Consider the following 20,191-nt stretch of genomic DNA (forward strand, 5'->3'; position numbering starts at 1 on the left):
TACGTTGACACCTAGAGGCAATCCCATGCGACTAGCACACTGGGCAGTCAATGCCCCCTTTCGCCCCCTGTTGTTAGCAGTGCTCACGTCTTCTTTTATCCTGCCAGCTCAAGCGGCGGATCTTGTGACCATCGCCCGCGATGCGCTGCAAAACGATGCCACTCTGGCCGCGGCGCGTGCCCAGCTGCTGGCCGCCGAGGCCGGCACTGACGTCGAGCGTGGCGCCCTGCTGCCCCAGGTCAACACCGACGCCAGCGTCAGCAATACTCGCATCTATTCCCGTCAGCTTTTCAACTTTGGTGGTAATAGCATCGGTGCTAGCAGCTTCGGCACCGACAATAATTACAGTAGCACCAGGCTGAATCTCGATGCCTCGCAGGCGTTGTTCGATGCCACCAGCAGCGCGCGGCTCAACCGCGCCCGGCGTCAGCTCGATCAGCAGACACTGTCGCTGGAGGTGACCCGCCAGCAACTGCTGTTCGACGTGTCCGAGGCCTACTTCGAGATTCTGCGGGCCTACGATATCCTGGAGGCACGGCGTGCCCAGGAGGCTGCCATCGGTCGCCAGTTCGAGCAGGCGCGCGAGCGCTTCAATGTAGGCCTGATCGCCATCACCGAGGTTCACGAGGCGGAGGCCTCGTTTGATCTGGCCCGCGCCCAGCGTATCGCCGCCGAGAGTGCCATGCAGGTCAACTTCGAGGCCCTGGAGCAGCTCACCGGGCGCCGCTACGCAAGCATCGAGGGCCTGGCCGGGGAGTTGCTCATCGATGTGCCCAAGCCCAGGGAGCGCGGCGCCTGGGTCGCGCTGGCCATGGACAATAGCCCTCAGGTATTGTTGGCCGACGCCGGGGTCGAGGTGGCGCATAGCGAGGTTGAGCTGTCGCGTGCCGAGCGTCTGCCGCTGCTGGAAGCCTTCGCTAACTACCAGTATTTCGAAAGTGATCAGGACCAACTGATCGGCAATGACTCCAATAGCCAATTGGGGCTGCGTGCTTCCATGCCGCTCTACACCGGGGGTACCACCTCCGCGCAGATCCGCCAAAGCACCTATAGCCTGAAGGCCAGTCAGTACGACTTCGAGGCTCAGCGCCGCGATACCACCCAGCAGGTGCGTTCGCTCTATACCCAGGTCGTCAACGACGTCACCACCGTGGCGGCGCGGCGCCAAGCGATCGTGTCCAACCGCAGCGCCTTGGAAGCGACTCGCTCCGGCTACGAGGTGGGTACCCGCAATATCGTCGATGTGCTCAATGCCGAGCAGAACCTCTATAACGCCATCGCCAGCTACGCCGAAGCGCGCTACGACTACGTGGTGAATCTGATGTCGCTGCGCCAGCAGTCGGGCATGCTGGACGTGGCGGCCATCGAGGAAGTCAATGCCTGGCTGACCGGTGACAGCGTCAACTTCACCCTGCCTGAAAGCAACGCGCCTGATACTTACCAGCGCGCGATGGACATTGGTGCTCCTCCTACCCCAGGCGCCTGAGCGCGGCCAATGGGGGCACGCCTGCGATCCGTCAACGTACAGAAAAAATGAATGGGAATTCGACGCATGAAAAGAGTGATGCACTCCACCCGGGCGAGCCTGGTGACGCTGATCGCCGTGCTGGCGCTGACCGCTTGTGGCCAGGAACAGCCGTCCCAGGAGCAGCAGGGCCAGCAGCAGGAAGCGCCACCCCACGCGGTGGAAGTCGCTGAAGTAAGCCGTCAGGACATTCCGCTCAACAAGTCCTATCCTTCGCTGCTGCGTAGCGACAGTGAAGTCACGCTGGTGGCGCGGGTCAACGGCTTTCTGGAAGAGCGGCATTTCGAACCCGGGCAAATGGTCGAGGAAGGAGATCGCCTCTACACCATCGAGCCGGACTTGTACCAGGCCACGGTGAACCAGCGTGAAGCAGACCTGCAGAGCGCCCGGGCAGAGCTGGCACGCGCCCAGCGGGATGCGCAGCGTTTCGAGCAGCTGCTGAGCCAGAACTCGGTCAGCCGCCAGCAGTACGACCAGGCGCTGGCAGAGCAGCGGGTTGCGCAGGCCAGCGTGGCACAGGCGGAAGCCGCGCTCACCAGTGCCAATCTGGACCTGGGCTACTCCAACGTCACCGCGCCCGTTTCGGGCATGATCAGCTTGAGCCAAGTCAACGTGGGCAACCTGGTCACGTCAGGCACTGAGCTGGCCACCATCACGCCTCTGGACCCGCTGGAAGTGCGCTTTCAGCTACCCCAGCGCGATGCCTTCGAGCTGCGTCGCCAGTTGGCCGCAAGCGCCGGTGACATGTCCTCCATTACCGCCCATCTCAGCGTGCCCGGGTTAGCGGGTAGCGCTGGGGGTGAGCTGGCGGGACGCTTGAACTACCTCGGTTCCCGCGTGGATACCGGTACCAGTACGGTGCAAGCCTCGGCCACGTTCGACAACCCCAATGGTGATGTGTTGCCTGGCCAGTTCGTGCGCGTACGCCTCGAAGGTCTCAAGCGCTTCGACGTCATCGCGGTGCCTGAAATTGCCGTTACCCAGGGGTTGATGGGCCCTCGTGTCTTTGTGCTGGACGACGAGAGCAAGGCGCGTGAGCGGACGGTTCAACTGGGCGATGTGGCTGGCCCCTGGCAGATCATCGTGGATGGCCTGGAGCCTGGCGAGCGCGTTGTGGTGGGCGACCCGGCGGGTCTCGAGCCGGGCATGGTGATCGACCCGGTGCGTTTCGATGGCGGTGCAGAACAGCTGGTCGATGACGTGGAAGAAGCCGAAGCGCAGGAGCAAGCCGAAGCGGCTGCCGAGATGTCCGAAGGCGCCGGTGATGCGCCCGCGGAAGGGGAAGAGGGTGCTCAATAATGAATTTCTCTAACTTCTTTATCAGTCGTCCGATATTCGCCACGGTGCTGGCGATTATCCTGACGCTGGTAGGCGCGATGGCGATGCGGATATTGCCCATCGAGCAGTATCCCAGCGTGGTGCCGCCCACGGTCTCGGTACAGGCGCAGTTCCCCGGTGCCGATGCGGAGACCGTGGCACAGACCGTGGCCGCGCCCCTGGCGGAAGCCATCAACGGCGTGGAGGACATGCTGTACATGACCTCCAACAGCGCCGACAACGGCCTGATGAGCCTGAGCGTGGCGTTCAACATCGGCACCGATGGTGATATCAACACCATCAACGTCAACAACCGCGTGCAGGGGGCCTTGTCCCAGTTGCCAGAGGCCGTTCAGTCTCAGGGTGTCACCGTGGAGCTGCGTTCCGACTCCATTCTGATGCTGGTCGCGCTGACCTCGCCCAGCGGTGACTACAACAACGTCTACATGCAGAACTATGCCACGCTCAACATTCTCGATGAGCTGCGCCAGGTGCCTGGGGTGGGCAACGCCGAGGTGCTGGGGGGCGGCGAGTTTGCCATGCGGATCTGGATGGATCCCGACAAGCTGGCCCAGTACGACCTGACCCCGAGCGAAGTGGCCAGTGCCATTCGCGCTCAGAACACCGAAATTCCGGCCGGTAATCTTGCCGCGACGCCCCAGAGCGAGCCGCGTGCCTATACCTACACCATTACCGCTGGCGGGCGTCTTTCCAGCCCGGATGATTTCCGCAACATCTTCCTGCGCACCAATGCCGATGGCTCTTCGCTGCGCCTGGAAGACGTGGCACGGATCGAGCTGGGCGCCTCTTTCTACGGCGTGGATGCGCGGTTGAACGGCGCGACCATGACGCCCATCATCATCAACCAGCAGCCGGGCGCCAACGCGCTGGAAACGGCCAACTCGGTTCGGGCGACCATGGAAGAGCTGGCTGAACGCTTCCCGCCGGGGCTCGAGTACGTGACGCCTTACGATACGACGCTGTTCATCGATGCGTCCGTCGAGACGGTGCTCAAGACGTTCATCGAAGCGTTCCTGATCGTTATCGTGATTCTGTTCATCTTCCTGCAGAACTGGCGCTTTACGGTCATCGCCATGTCGGTGGTGCCGGTCTCCGTGATTGGTACCTTTGCGGGCTTCTACCTGTTCGACTTCTCGATCAACCTGTTGACGCTGTTCGCGTTGGTGCTGTCGATCGGTATCGTGGTGGATGACGCGATTCTGGTGGTGGAGAACGTCGAGCGGGTGCTCAGCGAAGAGGACGATATCAGCGTTCGCGATGCCACCATTCGCGCCATGAAAGAGGTCGGTGGGCCGGTCATCGCCACGTCGCTGATCATGGCGGCGGTGTTCGTGCCGGTGGCCTTCATGGGCGGCTTCACGGGCCAGATCTACCAGCAGTTCGCGATTACCGTGGCGATCTCGGTGGCGTTGTCGGCGCTGATGGCACTGACCTTCACCCCGGCGCTGTCCGCGATCTTCATCAAGCACAACCTGCACAAGACCCGTCAGTCCGCTTTCAAGCGTGCGATTACCACGCCGCTGCGCCTGTTCGATCGTTTCTTCGCAGGCTTCACGGCGCTCTACATGTGGTTCGTGAAGAAGCTGGTGCGCTTCTGGGTGCTGGCGCTGGCGCTGACCGTGGCGGTAGGGGCGGGCTCTTACTGGCTGTATGCCAATACGCCCTCCACGCTGGTGCCCGAAACGGACCAGGGGATCGTGCTGGTCAGCGTGTCGCTGCCGGACGCTGCCTCGCTGGATCGTACCCAGAACTACATGGCCGAGCTAAGTGCTGCCATTGAAGATATCCCCGGCGTGCAGTACTCCTCGGCGGTGGCGGGGTATGACATTCTCTCCAGCGCGGTGAACACCGCACGCGGGATCATTTTCGTCAACATGCAGCCCTGGTCGGAGCGCGACCTGACCGCCAACGAGCTGGTGGGCCGTATCATGCAGCTGGGTGCCAGCATCGACGGTGGTTCGGCCATGGCCTTCAACGTGCCGCCCATCATGGGGCTGTCGACCACTGGGGGCTTCACCGGCTACCTGCAATCCTTCGACGGCGCATCGCCCCGTGAGCTGTATGAAGCATCGCTGCAGATCATGGGGGCGGCGAACCAGCACCCTGCGCTGAATCAAGTATTCTCCACGTTCAACATGAACGTTCCCTCGTTCCGGGCGGAGATCGACCAGCAGAAGGCGTTGAGCTACGGCGTGGCCCTGGAGAATATCTCTTCGGCACTTTCCAATACCTTTGGTAATGGCTTCGTCAACTTCTTCAGCTACCAGAACCGTAACTTCCAGGTGTATCTGCAGAACGAGGACGAGTTCCGCAAGACCCCCGAAGACATCAACAATGTCTACGTGCGGGGCGGCAACGGTGAGCGCATCCCGTTATCCGAGTTCGTGACGCTGGAGCGCCAGGTAGGACCTTCGGTAGTGTCACGCTTCGGGGTGTACATCGGGGCGCAGTTCCAGGGCGGGGCGGCTCCGGGCTACAGCTCGGCGCAAGCCATCGCGGCCATGGAAGAAGTCGTGCTGGAAACGCTGGGGCCGAACTGGGGCATGGGCTGGACCGGTACCGCGTATCAGGAGGCCAACCTGGGCAATACCGCCATGCTGGCCATCGTGTTCGGTATCCTGATGGTGTTCCTGATCCTGGCGGCCCAGTACGAGAGCTGGTCCTTGCCGCTGGCGGTCTTGACGGCCACCCCGTTTGCCTTCCTCGGGGGGATTGGCGGTATCGTGCTGCGCGGGCTGGATACCAGTGTCTACGTGCAAATCGGTATGCTGGTGGTCGTGGGGCTGGCGGCCAAGAACGCGATCCTGATCGTCGAGTTTGCCGAGCTGCAGCGTAAAGAGCAGGGCAAGACGATTCGTGAAGCCGCGATCACGGCGGCCGAGCTGCGCTTCCGGCCCATCGTCATGACCTCGCTGGCGTTCGTCTTTGGCACGCTGCCGCTGGCCCTGGCCACCGGGGCCAGTGATGTCAGTAGCCACCATATCGGCACCACGGTGGCCGTGGGCATGGCGTCCGTCGCCATTCTGGGCAGCCTGTTTATTCCCAGCTTCTACGCCATGATTGCCTCGGTATCGGATTGGCTCTACCGCAAGCGTCATCCTGAACGCAAGGAGGATGAGCAGGCGGCGCTGGGTCACGATCAGACCTGACCTGATCGCCAGCGATCCACCAGACGGGCACCCCACGGGGTGCCCGTTTTTTGTGGGCGTCGGGCCAAAGGCTGATACGGGTCAATGCCCGAGCTACTGACATGGCTAAGATGAGCTAAGCTGAAAGTGACCATCGTTTTAGCCTGAGTAGCACAATAATGGTCGACAATAGGCTCAGGCGAGAACAAGACCGGGCAGCTTGCCCGGAGGAGAACACGCCATGCAAACCTTCATGTCTGCTGCTCTGCAGTTTCCAACCATCGTCTTTGCCCTGTTGCTGGTGCTGGGCACGCTCTATTGGCTGCTGGTGTTGTTGCGATTGGCGCCGTTGGAGCTGTTCGAACGCGATAGCCTGCGCGATGACCACATGGCGAGCACGCTCGTCTCGCTGGGGTTTGCAGGCGTGCCGGCCTCGCTGGCGCTGAGCCTGCTCGTTCTATTGGCAGGCGCCATCTCGCTGGCCGTCGAACTACTGGTGCTACGCTGGCTACCGCTGGGCATGTTGAGAGTGCCCGTGGGCGTGCTGGTGCTGTGGGCTTCCTTTGCCGTTGCTTCGCCGCTGGCGGCCGCCGTGTGTCACGCCCTGCAGCGTGGGCTGCATCGCTACCCGCCGTTCCAGCGCCGTTGCCTGCTGGGCGCTACCGCGGTGGTGATCGAGCGAGACCAGCAGGGCGGTGCCACTGCTCGGCTGCTCAATGAGCCAAACAGCGTGGTGCGCTTGCATTGCAAGGCGGGGGATTGCCCCCAGCCGGGTGAGCACCGGGTATTGGTCAAATATCTGGCCAGTGAAGGGGCCTACCGCAGCGTCATGGAGCAGGACTACCTGGATACGCGGGTACGTCTCAACAGGCTGCGTTTGCAGCACAAGCATCACCCCAACGGCTACCCGACGTAACCAGTCCTATCTACCGCCTCTCAGGTAACGCCACACATCTGCCAGCCACTGGCTGAACGTGCCAGCTGGCTGGGCAGGTGTCGCCGTGGACGGCGCGGCTAACGGAGTCGTCAGAAAGCGCTGTATGGGTTTGACCTGCTGGGTGTCGTTGAGCATCGGCGCATGCCCGCAGCCCGGCACGGTCATGGTCACCAACGATGGCTGTGACTCGGCCATTTTGGGCAGCGTCTCGGCGGCCAGCAGAGCCGACGTTTCACCGCGAATGACCATGAGCGGGCAGCGAATCTTCGCCCAGTCGGCCCAGGTATCCCGGGGGGTGTCGTGGATAAACTGCTCGCCTATGCGGGGGTCGAAGTGGTAGGTCCAACTGCCATCGGGCAGGCGTCGTGCGCTATTGAGCGCCAGCTCGCGCCACTCCGCCTCGCTGGTGATGCCGAAGCTGGCATAGTGCTTGATCAGCTCTGCCTGCAGGTTGGCAAAGTTGTTGAAACGGTGGGTGACGCCAAAGTAGCTCGACAGCGCAATCAGCCCTTCCTTGTCGAGTTCAGGCCCAACGTCATTGAGGACCAGACGCGCAATGCGCGGGGCGTGTTGCTCGTCGGCGGCGATCAGCATACCAAGCAGCCCTCCCATGGAGGTGCCCAGCCAGTCCACCTGCTCCAACTGGTAGTGGTCCAGCAGCGCGATGGCAACGGTGACATAGTGGCTGTAAAGGTAGTCATGGGCGGGAAACAGCGACCAGCTCGATAGGCCGCGCCCTGGGGTGTCCGGGGCCAGTACGCGCCATTCGCTGCCTAGCTGGCGGGCCAGGGCGGCAAAATCACCGCCGTGGCGAGCCAGCCCGTGCCAGGCAATCAGGGTTCGTTTGGCGTCAGGGTTCCAGATGCGAACCGCAATCTCCAGCTCACGTACGCGTACAAACTCCAAGGCATCCATACACGGCTCCTGTCATGTGGTGCCTGTAGTATAGATGCAATGCTGCGGTGCAGTAGAGCGTTTACTTGCGCATCATGCGGATCAGCGTATCGATGATTTCTGCGCCGCGCTCGGAGACAGAAAAAGCATCGGGTGTGCGCAGCCAATCATGAAACAGGCCGCCGAGCGTACACAGCATCAGACGGGTGGCCGTTTCCGGGCTGATATCTTCGCGCATATCCTGCTGTTGCTGGGCCAGTTGGAACGCCGGCAGCATTTCGTCGAAGCACTCTTCGCCGATTTCATCCTGCATGGCAATGGGGTTGATATCGCTGAAGAATTCACAGCGGTGAAGCAGGATCGATAGGATGCGCTGGTGAGAGGGCTGCTCCAAACGGTTCAGGCCCGCATGGCAGGCAAGACGGATGGCATCGAGTGGTGACACCGTGGGGGCGGCGTTACTGACCTCTTCCATCAACGACTGAAATGGCATGCGCACCCGCTCCACCAGTGCCATGAACAGATCGCCCTTGTTCTTGAAGTGCCAATAGACGGCGCCGCGGGTCAGCCCCGCATGGCGGGCAATCTGCTCAAGCGAGGTGCGAGCAACGCCTTTTTCGAAAAACACCTCTTCAGCCGCATCCAGCAGCGCTTCGCGCGTTGCCGCAGCCTCCGCTTTGGTTTTTCTTGCCATGGAACCTCACCTCACTCTCGACACGTATGCGGCGTATTTTATATGAACTCGTCGGTTTTTTACATTCAAAAGTGTATGGTTAATCGCAGAACTTCATGGCGTGCGTTAACAAAGATGTCGGATAATGCTAAATAGAGTTGTCAGACATCAGGTTTTCCAACCTTTTAGCTACTGCACGATGCTTGATCGAGGAGTTGTCATGGGGCGAGCGCCTTTTACGCTAGCCGGGCATGAGGTGTTGCCCGGCCAGCGGTCACAGATCGATGTGCCGGTGGCACGCCTCTACACCCACACACCGCTGCATATTCCCGTCGAGGTGGTGCATGGCCGCAAGGAGGGGCCGGTCATGCTGGTCTGTGGCGGTATTCATGGGGATGAAATCAACGGCGTGGAAATCGTGCGGCGCGTACTGCGCTCGAAGTCCATCAACAGCCTGCGCGGAACGCTGATTGCCGTGCCGGTGGTCAATGTCTTCGGTTTCTTGCAGCAGACCCGCTACCTGCCCGACCGCCGCGACTTGAACCGCTGTTTTCCTGGTAGCGAAAAAGGTTCGCTGGGCGGCCGAATCGCGGCGCTGTTTCGCGATGAGATCGTTGATCACGCCACCCATATCATTGACCTGCATACCGGCGCCCTTCACCGCACGAACTTGCCGCAAATCCGTGCACAGCTAAGTACGGGCAGCGAAACCGAGCGCATGGCAGACGCCTTTGGTGCGCCGGTTATTTTGAATGCGGAACTACGTGAGGGCAGCCTGCGTCATTACGCCCAAAGCCGCGGTATTCCGGTGCTCACCTATGAGGCGGGTGAAGCGCTGCGCTTCGATGAATGGGCCATTGTCCCAGGGGTGCAAGGCGTGCTGCGCGTCATGCGCCGCTTGGGCATGCTCACAGGCGAGCAGCGTCGCCGTGCCCCGGCTCCGGCCGAACTGGCCAATGGCTCAAGCTGGGCGCGCGCACCCATCGACGGTATCTTGCGCCCCAAGGTGCGCTTGGGGGCGCGAGTGGCCAAAGGCGAGGTGCTTGGCAAAGTGGCTGACCCATTTGGTAATGACGAAGGCGAAGTGCTCGCCATGGCGGACGGTATTGTGATTGGCATGAGCCGTTTACCGCTGGCTAATGAAGGTGAAGCGCTTTATCACATTGCCCGTTTTGACGAAATTGAAGAAGCTGAAACGGCCATTGAGAGCTTCCAATCTAGCCTGACCCCGCCACCGGATGCGATGTACTAACATCCAGCGCAGCTAATAAACAAAAGCTATTGCTCTAATAGCCAAGTATCTGGTGCCATGGATGGCGCAATACCTCCTTGTTGACTATACCTGTGTGGGGGCCGCTTTAGCTTACATTAAATAGTGTTGCAAAAGCGGTCATTTCCAGTGGTGCAGACCGTGCCATGTCGAGTGTGACAAGGAGGAAGAGCAATGAGCAGTGGTAGCCAGCATCCCACCACTAATGAGTCAGGTATTCCGGTAGCGAGCGATGAGCATTCGCTGTCGGTAGGCGCGGATGGTCCGATCGTGATGCACGATCACTACCTGATGGAGCAAATGGCAGCGTTTAACCGGGAAATGATTCCCGACCGGCAGCCCCATGCGAAAGGCAGTGGCGCTTTTGGTCACTTTGAAATCACTCAAGACGTTAGCCAATACACCAAAGCAAAATTTCTGCAGCCAGGCGCGAAGACCGATGTCCTCATTCGCTTTTCCACTGTAGCAGGGGAGAGCGGTAGCCCGGATACATGGCGCGATCCGCGCGGCTTCTCGATCAAGTTCTACACCGAAGAAGGTAACTTCGACATGGTGGGTAACAACACCCCCGTGTTCTTTGTTCGCGACCCAATGAAGTTCCAGCACTTTATCCATTCCCAAAAGCGTCGCGCCGATAATGGCTTGCGCGACCACGACATGCAGTGGGATTTTTGGACGCTGGTGCCTGAATCTGCTCACCAAGTGGCTTGGCTTATGGGCGACCGCGGCGTTCCCGCCACCTGGCGGCACATGAACGGCTACTCCAGCCATACCTATATGTGGGTAAACGCAGAAGGCGAGCGGTTTTGGGTGAAGTATCACTTTAAAACCGATCAAGGTATCAAGTGCATGACCCAGGAACAGGCTGACCAGATGGCCGGCAGCGATGCGGATTACCACCGCCGCGACCTGTTTGAGGCGATCAAGCGCGGGGATTACCCCACCTGGACGCTGCACATGCAGATCATGCCGTTTGAGGATGCCAAGACCTACCGCGTTAATCCCTTCGATCTGACCAAGGTGTGGTCACACAAAGATTACCCCTTGATCGAAGTGGGTAAACTGACGCTCGACCGTAACCCTACCGATTTCCATAGCGAAATCGAGCAGGCCGCGTTCGAACCCAACAACATGGTGCCCGGCACCGGGCTGTCGCCGGATAAAATGCTCTTGGCTCGTTCTATTTCCTACGCCGATGCCCACCGTGCGCGGTTAGGGGTGAACTACAAGCATATTCCGGTTAATACGCCCAAGAGCCCCGTGCATAGCTATACCCAGGGCGGCGCGATGCGCATTCGTCACTCTACCGACCCGGTGTACACGCCCAATAGCAAAGGCGGCCCCAAGGCAGATGGGCAGCGCTACCCGGAAGATGCGGTGTGGTCGACGGATGGGCAATTCGTACGCACCGCGTACACGCTGCGCAAAGATGACGACGACTGGAGCCAAGCGCACACCCTGGTGCGTGAGGTGATGGACGATGCCCAGCGTGACCGGTTGGTTTCCAACGTGGTGGGGCACCTTTCCGGTGGCGTCACCGAGCCGGTGTTGGAGCGCGCGTTTGAGTATTGGCGCAACATCGATCAAGAAGTAGGCGAGCGTATTGAGCAAGGCGTTCGCGCGCAGTAGCCTCCCAAAAGAAAACGCCCAACGATAAAATCGCTGGGCGTTCGTTAAACCGCCAGCCTGTTGGTCGTTAGGTCACGGGCTGGCGGTTTGTTTGCTCGTCGAGAGGCTCCGCTTCGAACTCAGGCTCACGAACCAAGCCGAGCGCGTCATCAAACAAGCGTAAGCCTGCACCCTCTTTATGTGCGTGCTCCGAGAGATGACGACGGAACCGACGCCCGCCAGGGCAGCCCTGAAAAAGCCCCAGCAAGTGGCGAGTGATATGGTTCAGCTTGGCACCTTCATCCAACCGCTGCTGAATGTATGGGCGAAACGCCGTGGCCGCTTCCAAGCGTGTACGCACCGGGCCCGGCTCGCCAAAGAGCTGCTCATCCACGCCTGCCAATAACCACGGATTTTGGTACGCCTCACGACCCACCATCACGCTATCCACCTGCTCAAGTTGCGCTTGGCACTCCGCCAGGGTTTTAATCCCGCCGTTGATACCAATATGCAGCTCAGGATGGCTCTGCTTTAGCCGGTGCACTCTTGGGTAATTCAGCGGCGGAATATCGCGATTCTCTTTCGGCGATAGCCCCTGAAGCCACGCCTTTCGGGCGTGCACGGTAAATACTTCACAGCCTGCTGAGGCCACAATATCAATAAACCGCGCTAAATCCGCGTCTTCATCCTGGTCATCAATACCAATACGGCACTTCACCGTGACCGGAATCGACACCGCCGCCTGCATGGCCTTCACCGCCGCCGCCACTTTTTCGGGATGGCCCATCAGGCACGCGCCAATCATATTGTTCTGCACCCGGTCGCTGGGGCAGCCAACGTTTAAGTTGACCTCATCATAGCCCCACGCCTGCGCAATCGCTGCGCACTCCGCCAGCTCACCCGCATCGCTGCCCCCCAACTGCAAAGCAATCGGATGCTCCACCTCGCTATAGCCCAAAAAGCGCTCACGCGGGGAGCCGTGCAGCACCGCACCGGTGGTCACCATCTCGGTATACAGCAGCGCCCGCTTGGTGAGCGTGCGGGCGAAGGCGCGGTAGTCTCGGGTAGTCCAATCCATCATGGGGGCGACGGAGAAAGTTCTATCCAGCGCCGGGCGGGCGGTGCCAGACTTCATGCGGGTTTGAGCGTTTGTGGTATCATTCATAACTGTTCATATTTACAGTGGTTGTGCCACATTTTTAGCAAATAGGTGTCACATTTTTGGCACTTCGTGGCACTTTCATTTGTCACATTTCGAGGCAGTGATGGCGACGATAGTGAAGCGTCCGAAAAGGGACGGCAGTTTCTCATACCTGGCGCGTATTCGCATTGCGCGCACTGGCCAACCAGACTACACAGAATCGAAAACATTCCCTAAGAAGTCGATGGCCGTAGAGTGGGCGAAGCGCCGGGAGTTAGAGTTGGCCACGCCAGGTGGCCTGCTAACCGCTAAATGGAAAGGCGTTACTTTACACGATGCGATCGAACGCTACCTGCATGAGTTTGCCGATGGGGCAGGCCGCAGCAAGCGAGCCACCATCGAACAGCTGAAGCGCTTCCCCATCGCCCGCGTGAAAATCACCGAGCTCAGCAGCGAGCAGATCATCGACCATGCCCAAATGAGGCGGCGAAGTGGCGTGAAGCCATCGACCACTGCCCTGGATATCACCTGGCTGGGCATCATCTTAAAAACAGCGGTGGCTGCATGGCGTATGCCGGTGGATCTGAATGAGTTCGAGTCGGCCAAGCTATTGCTGCGTAGCAAGGGGCTGATTACTCGCCCAGCATCCCGCGATCGGCGGCCGACGTTGGAGGAGATCGAGCAGCTCCGAGCTTACTTCCAGCGCTCGCAGAAGATCCGGCCGAGCGCGATCATTCCGATGGAAGACATCATGGACTTTGCGATCGCCTCTTCACGCCGCCAGGAGGAGATCACTCGACTTACCTGGGATGATCTAGATGAAACGGCTATGACTTGCTGGGTGCGTGACGCCAAGCACCCACGCCAAAAGTGGGGCAACCATAAGCGCTTCAAGCTCACCCACGAAGCGATGGCCATCATTCAGCGGCAGCCAAGAGCGAAAGGCGAGCCGCGTATTTTCCCCTACGGTGCTAAATCGATTGGCACTCGCTTTCGGGCCGCGACAGCCGCCAAAGGGATTGAGGATCTGCGCTTTCATGACCTACGTCATGAGGCAACGTCGCGGTTGTTTGAGGCGGGCTATGAGATCGTGGAGGTACAGCAGTTCACGCTTCACGAGAGTTGGGATGTGTTGAAGCGATACACGCATCTTCGGCCTGAGTCACTGGTTCTCCGTTAAGACCTCAGCGACTTCTGGGCAAGCCTCCCAAAGCTTTTGCACAGCCTCGTCACACCTACCTGCGAAAGGGGATTGTTGCGTGGCGGGAGCAATAGCTAGTGAAGTAACAGGACCAAAATGTACAGCAGCAAAACTATCAAAAGTCAGCTTGGTCAGTGCTCCTTGCTGCTCAAGATGACAACTGGCCAATATTTCACCACCCAGCGATTTAGCATAGGGTGGGCAGTGGGCGATTATTAGCGAGCTCATAGACATATCGGTATTACTAGATCTTGACTCTGTGTCACTTACAAAGGTGCCGTAAGCAATGGCCAGAGAACCAAAAGCGGCGATAGAGAATATAATTATGGCTGTTTCTTTTTGCCCTTTTAGTAACAGCCAACAGCTAAGTGCCGTCACGAGAATGGCCAAAGCGGTTATGAACCCTGGCCACTGAAAGATAGCAGCCAAAGCCAATGCGGTTATTAATGTTCCAACTGCAGCGTTTTTTAGAACCATGTACTTCAACCCTCGGCAACTTTTTGAAGTAACGCAATGTCGTCTGAAAGATTTAGCGCATGCATCTTCCTATGACAATTCGGGCATAGCGCCACAGTGTTCTCTATCGAGTCATCACCGCCTTTGGCCAACCATTCGATGTGATGGCATTCCAGATAGGGCTCTCCCTTTTTGGATTCAAATGGGGCAGGTTCATTACAAAGCTCGCAATGGCCGTTGGCTCGGCGTTTCGCATAAGCAGCGATGTAAGGGGACCGCGGGATGATGGTGGTTTGGCCTGTGCGCTTACCTAACTGTGCAGGTGCATTCTCTGCGCGTTTCCGCAATTCAGCGTCTGACAGTTTGCGAGCCTTACGTTCTTTCTGCTCAAACAGCTCGCGCGCGGTTACCTCATCCACGGTCACGGCTTCGGTGTCCTTCAGTTTTAATGGAAAGAGCCAAACGCTACGTTGGTTGCCAAGGGAGTCAGGCTGAGTGGCTTGATAAGCCGGTGCAACGCGAATGACCTCGCCTGTGTAGGTATACTGTTTATCTTTGAAGACTTCAAAAAGGTGTACGGAAACGCCATTTTCTGGGCTTTCATTGAGCGTTTTGTTCTGATTGAAGCTAAGGCTCATGTCGCCAGTTTGGCCCATGCCCGTGTAGTGGATAGTGTCACCGTGCCACTGATCGTCATAAATCGAAGCAACGTGGTTAGTGACGATCACCAGGGTGTTCGTTTTAAGCGATCGGCGCATGCCTCCTTGTGGGCTGCATTGAAAAATTGCACATAGCTCTTGGTTATCGAGAACGGTGCCGGGCTTAAGCGAGCTAATCGAGTCCATATGTACTTATCAATTCCTTGGCGACCGGGATATCAGCGGGTGCTAGCTTGTAGTTGAGCAGGTCGGTGAGCGGCGCCCATGTGAGGGAGTCGTGTACGTGTAGTTCAGGCTCTCCAGTGACGGTCACGAGAACGCCAATAAGGTTAATCGCACCGCCTGGATACTCATACACGCTTTCCTGAAAAATGCGCTCAGCCACGCATGTTAGATTGAGCTCCTCTTTGATTTCCCGCTCAATGCACTCGTACACGGTTTCGCCTGGCTCTACCTTGCCTCCAGGAAATTCCCAGAAGCCTTCGAGCTGTTGCCCAGGCGCTCTTCGCGTCAACATGATCTGGCCGTTTGCGATCGCAAGCGCCGCAGCAACATTTTTCAAAGTGTGAGCACCTGTCTCTCATAAAGGGGTTAGCTTACCTTAGCTTTTCGGTCGATCGCCACCTACTCATTCACCATCTTCCACTGCTCCCTCGCCTCAGCCCGCTTCTTATCAATGTACTGTGCTAGGTCGATCGCACTCACCAGCCAGGGGCTTTTCTGTGAATCCCCCGCACGATAGGCCGGTACCGGCAGGGCCTGAGCACCGGCGCGGAAGGCGGCGGTGCGGGGGCTGATGCCGAAGAAGCGTGGGGCGACTTCATCCAGGGGTAGCTCGGTGCGGCCGTTGAACTCCGCCATTAAGCCAAAGTACGTGTTCATTGTTCTCTCCCAGGTCGCTGCTTCCAATCTAGGAAGCGTTGGCGAATGCGGCGGAACGTGGCCGCCGCGGTGACGTGGTGATCTAATTCGGCCCGGCTTTGGATCTGGCACGCGGCGCAGAGCCAGTCGCGGGCGTCTTCTGTGTTGTGGGTGCCGTCGGGCAGTTGGCTCTCGGTCATGCCGTGCTTGGCGCGCCGGCGGCGGTCGAGGTAGAGCTGAAACTGCGCGTCCTGGCACAGCATGGCGGCTTGCCGGGCAAGCTGGCCGCCCTTAGGGCTGTTAGCAGCCATAGCGCCCCCGTTGTTCGCGGATGCTTTGGCACTCGATGCACGTGGCCACCCAGGGCAGAGCGTCGCGGCGGGCTTGGGGGATCTCGTGGCCGCAGTCTTTGCACTCTGGGTCCGGGTTGGGAATGTGCAGGGAAAGGCGGCTGCTGAGGGCGGCTTGCATGCGGCGCTCCATCAGATCGGCGGCGATGTCGGCGTTGTCGGCCATGGTTACTGCTCCTTCTCTTGCTCGATGGCGGCAAAGCGCTGCATTAGCCTGTTTCCATCAGGCGTGTATTCGTGCAGCTCATCACTGGCGTAGAGGCTCCACTCGATAATGGTGAGTGCGGCTTGCTGCAGGTCGCGATCCAGCACCCGCAGGCGGGTGAGATCCAGCGGCCAGGCGTAACTGTTGTAAGCGGAAAGCAGAATGCGCCGGCAGTGGTGGCTTTGGCCGCTTTCTTTCTGGGCCACGACGGCGAGGCGACTCCAGGCATCTGGGCCCTTTAGGTCGAGCGTTTGGCGCTTTTGATCGGCTTCATCTTCGGCGGCAATCATGGCTTCTAACGTCTGGCGGTTGCGTTCACGAATACGCTGAACCACCAGGGGCATACTGGGTTGAGTGGTCATCACAGGCTCCTTTATGCTTGAAACACCCAGCACTTCACGCTGCCGCCGTGCAGGCGGACGCGGGAGTTCACGGTGCGGTTGGATTCGACAAACTTGCGGGTCTTGCTGGTCTTCAAATAGCGCTTCAGCTCGCGCATTTCGGGGGTGCGCAGCTTGTACTCGGCGCAGGTGCGCTCGAAGTCTTTGAGGTTCACGGCGATGTGCTCGCTGCCCTTGCCGTAGTGGTTCAGCTGCGGCTCATCGCGCAGGCCCTCGATGTAGTCGAAGGCTTCCCAAAATTCGGCCACCATCGGGTGGTCGGCGTTGATGGATTGCTGCCGCTCGCGGGCCATCTGCTCCACCATGCCGTTGGCCATGTCGATGGTTTGCTGGTCGAACAGCCCCAAGCCCTCCGGCCCCAGGCACTCCACCAACGCCATTAGCTGGCCGTGGCACTTGGCGATGCGCAGCACCTTGATATCCGGGTCGTCGGCCAAGCGGTCGGCGTAGTGGCGGGCGCGCTGGGTGATGGTGGCCAGCAGTGCGGCTTCCCGCTGGGCCACGGCCAGGGCGAACTGGCTGACGTGCTCTAGCTCGGTACGCTCCAGCGCCTCGGCCAGCGCTTTGGTGGTTTTGTTCTGGCCTTCCCGGGTGAAATGCAGGTGGCAGATACGGGTTTGAATCGCCTCGCCCGCCTGCACCGGAGCGTTCTGACTAATCACGATGCTGCCGCGAAAGGGCGGCTCGTAGGTGTCGTTGCCGCTGTTCTTCACGCCACGGGCGCGGATCGAACGGCCGTTAAAGGCGGTTTTCAGCTCATCCCAATCGAACTGCTTCTGCTTGGCACCCCCTTCCTGCTCGCGGTCGGATTCGATCAGCACCACCGGCAGGTTGCTCACCTGGGCAAAGTTACGGCTGCGGGCGGGCATGGTGGCCTTGCTGGGGTCGAAACCCTCATAGTCGCGCCGGCCACACAGCTTCCAGAGGAACTCGATCAGCGTGGATTTACCCGCGCCGGCTTCACCCACAATCTCCAAAAACGGGAAGCTACCCATCTCGGCGCGGATCTGCTCCGCCAGCAGGCTGCCCATCCAATAAGCCAAGGCCACCACGCCCCGGGAGCCAAACGCGCCCAAAAGCTGCTGTGTCCACTCGGTGCTGAACGCCTTGCGGTCGGGGTTGATGTGCAGCGCCACGGATTGGCTCAAGGTTTTCAACTGGCGGCGGGGGCCAAGCTCGAAAAAGTCCTCGCTGTTGATCGGCACCACCTTGCCACCGGCCACGGCAAGATCGCCGAACACATAGGCGCCGTGCTCCTTGCTGTAGCCGATGAAGTCGATGGTCTCGACGGTTTTGATGTTGCCGATCTGGTCCTGCAGCAGGCTATCGAGCTGCTGGCTGGTACCCGTCCACACCGCACCTGGCGCAATGCCCAGCAGGCGCTTTTTGTACTCTGAGGCAGAGGCCAGCTGGCCGCCGCTAAAGGTGTTTTTGATCGGCGGGCGGCCGTCGGGAAACTCCACGCGGTAGTAGTACCAGCTCTCATCGGTCACCGCGTTGGCCTGGTAGTACAGCGCCGTGGGGAAACAGGTGCAGATGCGCTTCACGCTGCCGGATTGCTCCAGCGCCGCATCGCGCAGGGCGGGGTCGATCTGCCGCTGGTCTTCACCATCCAGCCCATCGGCGCGCAGGGCGCGGTCGAAGGCATCCATATCCAGCTTCCACCACCACAGCTGGCGTTTGAACTCGAACCAGAACTCCCGCTGTTCACGGCGCTTGTACATCAACAGCGCCTTCGCCATGGCCGTGGGGGCCAACAGCAGGTCGCCGTGGTAGCGGTAGGTTTCCTGGTGTTTCTCGGTTAGCTCGCCGCGCTGGTGGGCATCGTTCCAGTCGTGGCCACCGTGGGGGATCTGCGCCGCGTGGCACGCCCAGCCCGCCGCCCTGGCACGCTTCACGTGCTTATGGGTGGCGTTATGGCCAGCGCGGTTGTTATCCAACGCCCACACCAACGTGGGGCGGCTGGTGCCTGCCTTATGCGCGGCATCGGAAAGGGCGTTCAACGCCTCGTCGGGGTAGTTGGCGCAGCTCATGGCGGAAACCGCCGCAATGCCGTGGTGGTAAAGGGCGATCGCATCGAAGATGCCCTCTACAATCCACACTTCCCCAGCCGCGACTAAATCAGCAGCCGTGAGGGCAGGCGGGCACCACCACTGGCCTTTGTAGCGGCCAACGAAATTGGCCTTCTGCTTGCCGAAGCGCTCCGGGTTATCCAGCAGGCGCTCCCAGTAAGCGCCGCCGGGAAGCGCAAAGCGCACGGTGGCAGTACCGCCTATCTCCGGCTTCCAGTAGCTCTCCTGGGTGTACCAGCCCTGAAGGCGGGAAAGCTCGAACCCTCGGCCATCGCGCAGGTAGCCATCGGCCACCGGCGTGGTGGAAGTGGGTTTCTCGTTGGCTTTCGGGCTGTAGCGCTCGCTCCAGGAGCGGAACAGATCCGGGAACAGCGCTTTGATGTGGATTTGCGCGCCACAGTTATTTTCCCGCCCGCATTTCAGCATCCACGGCGCGTCGGCGTTGATATACGCCTCGCGCTTACCGCACTCCGGGCAGCGCACCCGTTGCAGGTAGGGGCCGCGCTCAATCGCCTCAAAATCGCTGATCAAGCGCGCAACAATGTCCTGGCGCAGCGATGAATTCACGCTCGCCTCCTTATTCAACAAATGGATGGGGCTGGGCTTGGGCTTAGCTCACGGCACCGGCGGGGCCGTGGGTGCCCCCTTTCGGCCGGGCATAACACACAGGCCGAAAGGGGCGTGGTGGCCGCGGGGGCCTTGGGTGATGGGCAGCTCTCTGCATCGTCTTAACCCTCATAACGTTCGTCGTTGGCGGCTGGGCGGGTGATGTCTAATTGCATCTGCTGGATCAGGCGAGGCGCGAACGGCAGATCCACCCGGGCGTTGGGGATATCGCTCGGGGTTAGGGTGTGCAGCACCTGAAACCCCGCCTTGCCTCGAAAGCCGCACTCCACGTTGCGGCACTCCACTACCCCTTCGCGGTACACCGGTGTTAGCCCCTGGCTGTTGCGGACCCGCATGTTGTGGCCGCAGTGGGGGCAGGGCATACGGTGCTTGGAAGCGGTCGACATCAATGGTTTCTCCCTACGGGGTAAAGGGCGCGGCCTCGGCCGGTGAGCCCTTGGGTGCCTTTGCGTAGCCGCCGCCGCAGTAGCCATTCGGCGGCGTCGTCCAGGCTGGTTAAATCCTGCTGTTCACACACCTGCTGCAGCGCGGCCTCTAGCTGGTCGTTCAGCGGAAGGCGTTCGCCGCGTGCCGGTTGGTCAGCCATACCTCAATGCTCCTTGAGGGCCTCAAAAAGCCCTGCCTTTACGACGCCTGCTGGGGCACAGTGCTAAGTGAGAGATCCGCAACGCCCAGCGTCTCTAGGGCTTCTTTCAGCACCAGTTGGCGCAGCAGCGATGCCCGCTCGATGCCGGTGTAATCCACCAGCGCATCGATCAGTCGGGCCTCGTACTGATCCAAATTGAGAGCGGCGTAGCGGGTGCGCACACGTTTGGGGTCCTGGTACATGGCAAACATCCTTATGC

21 protein-coding genes are annotated in these 20,191 nt (G+C 59.9%); 7 read left to right on the forward strand and 14 right to left on the reverse strand.

From position 1 onward, the window contains the following. Positions 1 to 25: 25 nt before the first annotated feature. From AC13CY_RS14740 to AC13CY_RS14755, 4 genes are all read left to right on the forward strand, one after another. Entirely contained in the window at positions 26 to 1,486 is a 1,461-nt protein-coding gene (locus tag AC13CY_RS14740) for a TolC family outer membrane protein (RefSeq protein ID WP_483052697.1), read from the forward strand. A gap of 66 nt (positions 1,487 to 1,552) precedes the next feature. After that, complete coding sequence (locus AC13CY_RS14745) at positions 1,553 to 2,824, forward strand: efflux RND transporter periplasmic adaptor subunit (protein ID WP_483052698.1); 1,272 nt, start codon at positions 1,553 to 1,555, stop codon at positions 2,822 to 2,824. Next, positions 2,824 to 6,012, forward strand: a complete 3,189-nt coding sequence (locus tag AC13CY_RS14750) for an efflux RND transporter permease subunit (RefSeq protein WP_483052699.1) — start codon at positions 2,824 to 2,826, stop codon at positions 6,010 to 6,012. Before AC13CY_RS14745 ends, AC13CY_RS14750 begins: the two co-directional genes overlap by 1 nt. A 220-nt stretch (positions 6,013 to 6,232) precedes the next feature. Beyond that, positions 6,233 to 6,907, forward strand: a complete 675-nt coding sequence (locus AC13CY_RS14755) for a hypothetical protein (protein ID WP_081137441.1) — start codon at positions 6,233 to 6,235, stop codon at positions 6,905 to 6,907. Positions 6,908 to 6,913: 6 nt separating this feature from the next. Here AC13CY_RS14755 and AC13CY_RS14760 read toward each other — a convergent pair whose 3' ends face one another. Both AC13CY_RS14760 and AC13CY_RS14765 read right to left on the reverse strand, forming a co-directional pair. Continuing rightward, entirely contained in the window at positions 6,914 to 7,843 is a 930-nt protein-coding gene (locus tag AC13CY_RS14760; protein WP_483052700.1) for an alpha/beta fold hydrolase, read from the reverse strand. A 61-nt stretch (positions 7,844 to 7,904) separates the two neighbouring features. Then, the gene (locus AC13CY_RS14765) at positions 7,905 to 8,516 is read right to left on the reverse strand and encodes a TetR family transcriptional regulator (protein ID WP_483052701.1); all 612 of its coding nucleotides are present in this window, start codon (positions 8,514 to 8,516) and stop codon (positions 7,905 to 7,907) included. A 199-nt stretch (positions 8,517 to 8,715) separates the two neighbouring features. On the opposite strand from AC13CY_RS14765, the gene AC13CY_RS14770 reads away from it, so the two are divergent. Next, entirely contained in the window at positions 8,716 to 9,747 is a 1,032-nt protein-coding gene (locus AC13CY_RS14770) for a succinylglutamate desuccinylase/aspartoacylase family protein (RefSeq protein ID WP_483052702.1), read from the forward strand. A 192-nt stretch (positions 9,748 to 9,939) separates the two neighbouring features. After that, positions 9,940 to 11,394: a catalase gene (locus tag AC13CY_RS14775; protein WP_483052703.1), complete on the forward strand. Its 1,455-nt coding sequence runs from the start codon at positions 9,940 to 9,942 to the stop codon at positions 11,392 to 11,394. 67 nt (positions 11,395 to 11,461) lie between these two features. Here AC13CY_RS14775 and dusA read toward each other — a convergent pair whose 3' ends face one another. Continuing rightward, entirely contained in the window at positions 11,462 to 12,508 is a 1,047-nt protein-coding gene (gene dusA / locus AC13CY_RS14780) for a tRNA dihydrouridine(20/20a) synthase DusA (RefSeq protein ID WP_483052754.1), read from the reverse strand. Positions 12,509 to 12,638: 130 nt separating this feature from the next. On the opposite strand from dusA, the gene AC13CY_RS14785 reads away from it, so the two are divergent. Further along, entirely contained in the window at positions 12,639 to 13,694 is a 1,056-nt protein-coding gene (locus tag AC13CY_RS14785; protein WP_483052704.1) for a site-specific integrase, read from the forward strand. Here AC13CY_RS14785 and AC13CY_RS14790 read toward each other — a convergent pair. From AC13CY_RS14790 to AC13CY_RS14840, 11 genes are all read right to left on the reverse strand, one after another. Further along, positions 13,677 to 14,192 carry a hypothetical protein gene (locus AC13CY_RS14790; protein WP_483052705.1) on the reverse strand — a complete coding sequence of 172 codons (516 nt, stop codon included), beginning with the start codon at positions 14,190 to 14,192 and terminating at the stop codon, positions 13,677 to 13,679. The two genes, AC13CY_RS14785 and AC13CY_RS14790, sit on opposite strands and share 18 nt — an antisense overlap. A 5-nt stretch (positions 14,193 to 14,197) precedes the next feature. Continuing rightward, on the reverse strand, positions 14,198 to 15,016 hold the full coding sequence (locus AC13CY_RS14795) for an HNH endonuclease (protein WP_483052706.1): 819 nt from the start codon (positions 15,014 to 15,016) through the stop codon (positions 14,198 to 14,200). Next, positions 15,003 to 15,392: a (deoxy)nucleoside triphosphate pyrophosphohydrolase gene (locus AC13CY_RS14800; RefSeq protein WP_483052707.1), complete on the reverse strand. Its 390-nt coding sequence runs from the start codon at positions 15,390 to 15,392 to the stop codon at positions 15,003 to 15,005. Before AC13CY_RS14800 ends, AC13CY_RS14795 begins: the two co-directional genes overlap by 14 nt. Positions 15,393 to 15,454: 62 nt before the next feature. After that, positions 15,455 to 15,712, reverse strand: coding sequence for a pyocin activator PrtN family protein (locus AC13CY_RS14805; protein ID WP_483052708.1), 258 nt, complete (start codon positions 15,710 to 15,712; stop codon positions 15,455 to 15,457). Next, positions 15,709 to 16,002 (reverse strand): hypothetical protein, encoded by a 294-nt coding sequence (locus tag AC13CY_RS14810; RefSeq protein ID WP_483052709.1) that lies wholly within the window; start codon positions 16,000 to 16,002, stop codon positions 15,709 to 15,711. The genes AC13CY_RS14805 and AC13CY_RS14810 overlap by 4 nt, the downstream gene beginning before the upstream one ends. After that, on the reverse strand, positions 15,992 to 16,207 hold the full coding sequence (locus AC13CY_RS14815) for a TraR/DksA family transcriptional regulator (RefSeq protein WP_483052710.1): 216 nt from the start codon (positions 16,205 to 16,207) through the stop codon (positions 15,992 to 15,994). Before AC13CY_RS14815 ends, AC13CY_RS14810 begins: the two co-directional genes overlap by 11 nt. 2 nt (positions 16,208 to 16,209) lie before the next feature. After that, positions 16,210 to 16,608 (reverse strand): DUF7673 family protein, encoded by a 399-nt coding sequence (locus AC13CY_RS14820; protein ID WP_483052711.1) that lies wholly within the window; start codon positions 16,606 to 16,608, stop codon positions 16,210 to 16,212. An 11-nt stretch (positions 16,609 to 16,619) separates the two neighbouring features. Next, the gene (locus AC13CY_RS14825; protein WP_483052712.1) at positions 16,620 to 19,286 is read right to left on the reverse strand and encodes a toprim domain-containing protein; all 2,667 of its coding nucleotides are present in this window, start codon (positions 19,284 to 19,286) and stop codon (positions 16,620 to 16,622) included. A gap of 161 nt (positions 19,287 to 19,447) precedes the next feature. After that, a complete protein-coding gene (locus AC13CY_RS14830; protein WP_219863131.1) occupies positions 19,448 to 19,732 on the reverse strand; it encodes an Ogr/Delta-like zinc finger protein in 285 nt (94 codons plus the stop codon). Continuing rightward, positions 19,732 to 19,932 (reverse strand): hypothetical protein, encoded by a 201-nt coding sequence (locus AC13CY_RS14835; RefSeq protein ID WP_239296065.1) that lies wholly within the window; start codon positions 19,930 to 19,932, stop codon positions 19,732 to 19,734. The genes AC13CY_RS14830 and AC13CY_RS14835 overlap by 1 nt, the downstream gene beginning before the upstream one ends. Before the next feature lie 38 nt (positions 19,933 to 19,970). Beyond that, positions 19,971 to 20,174 (reverse strand): hypothetical protein, encoded by a 204-nt coding sequence (locus AC13CY_RS14840; RefSeq protein WP_044627875.1) that lies wholly within the window; start codon positions 20,172 to 20,174, stop codon positions 19,971 to 19,973. Positions 20,175 to 20,191 lie beyond the last annotated feature (17 nt).

Source organism: Vreelandella sp. L-15, from assembly GCF_056857635.1.

Bases quoted from the DNA above. Each gene is read 5' to 3' on its own strand.
- AC13CY_RS14740 (WP_483052697.1), top strand. From the start codon at position 26: ATGCGACTAGCACACTGGGCAGTCAATGCCCCCTTTCGCCCCCTGTTG.
- AC13CY_RS14745 (WP_483052698.1), top strand. From the start codon at position 1,553: ATGAAAAGAGTGATGCACTCCACCCGGGCGAGCCTGGTGACGCTGATC.
- AC13CY_RS14750 (WP_483052699.1), top strand. From the start codon at position 2,824: ATGAATTTCTCTAACTTCTTTATCAGTCGTCCGATATTCGCCACGGTG.
- AC13CY_RS14755 (WP_081137441.1), top strand. From the start codon at position 6,233: ATGCAAACCTTCATGTCTGCTGCTCTGCAGTTTCCAACCATCGTCTTT.
- AC13CY_RS14760 (WP_483052700.1), bottom strand. From the start codon at position 7,843: ATGGATGCCTTGGAGTTTGTACGCGTACGTGAGCTGGAGATTGCGGTT.
- AC13CY_RS14765 (WP_483052701.1), bottom strand. From the start codon at position 8,516: ATGGCAAGAAAAACCAAAGCGGAGGCTGCGGCAACGCGCGAAGCGCTG.
- AC13CY_RS14770 (WP_483052702.1), top strand. From the start codon at position 8,716: ATGGGGCGAGCGCCTTTTACGCTAGCCGGGCATGAGGTGTTGCCCGGC.
- AC13CY_RS14775 (WP_483052703.1), top strand. From the start codon at position 9,940: ATGAGCAGTGGTAGCCAGCATCCCACCACTAATGAGTCAGGTATTCCG.
- dusA (WP_483052754.1), bottom strand. From the start codon at position 12,508: ATGAAGTCTGGCACCGCCCGCCCGGCGCTGGATAGAACTTTCTCCGTC.
- AC13CY_RS14785 (WP_483052704.1), top strand. From the start codon at position 12,639: ATGGCGACGATAGTGAAGCGTCCGAAAAGGGACGGCAGTTTCTCATAC.
- AC13CY_RS14790 (WP_483052705.1), bottom strand. From the start codon at position 14,192: ATGGTTCTAAAAAACGCTGCAGTTGGAACATTAATAACCGCATTGGCT.
- AC13CY_RS14795 (WP_483052706.1), bottom strand. From the start codon at position 15,016: ATGGACTCGATTAGCTCGCTTAAGCCCGGCACCGTTCTCGATAACCAA.
- AC13CY_RS14805 (WP_483052708.1), bottom strand. From the start codon at position 15,712: ATGAACACGTACTTTGGCTTAATGGCGGAGTTCAACGGCCGCACCGAG.
- AC13CY_RS14810 (WP_483052709.1), bottom strand. From the start codon at position 16,002: ATGGCTGCTAACAGCCCTAAGGGCGGCCAGCTTGCCCGGCAAGCCGCC.
- AC13CY_RS14815 (WP_483052710.1), bottom strand. From the start codon at position 16,207: ATGGCCGACAACGCCGACATCGCCGCCGATCTGATGGAGCGCCGCATG.
- AC13CY_RS14820 (WP_483052711.1), bottom strand. From the start codon at position 16,608: ATGACCACTCAACCCAGTATGCCCCTGGTGGTTCAGCGTATTCGTGAA.
- AC13CY_RS14830 (WP_219863131.1), bottom strand. From the start codon at position 19,732: ATGTCGACCGCTTCCAAGCACCGTATGCCCTGCCCCCACTGCGGCCAC.
- AC13CY_RS14835 (WP_239296065.1), bottom strand. From the start codon at position 19,932: ATGGCTGACCAACCGGCACGCGGCGAACGCCTTCCGCTGAACGACCAG.
- AC13CY_RS14840 (WP_044627875.1), bottom strand. From the start codon at position 20,174: ATGTACCAGGACCCCAAACGTGTGCGCACCCGCTACGCCGCTCTCAAT.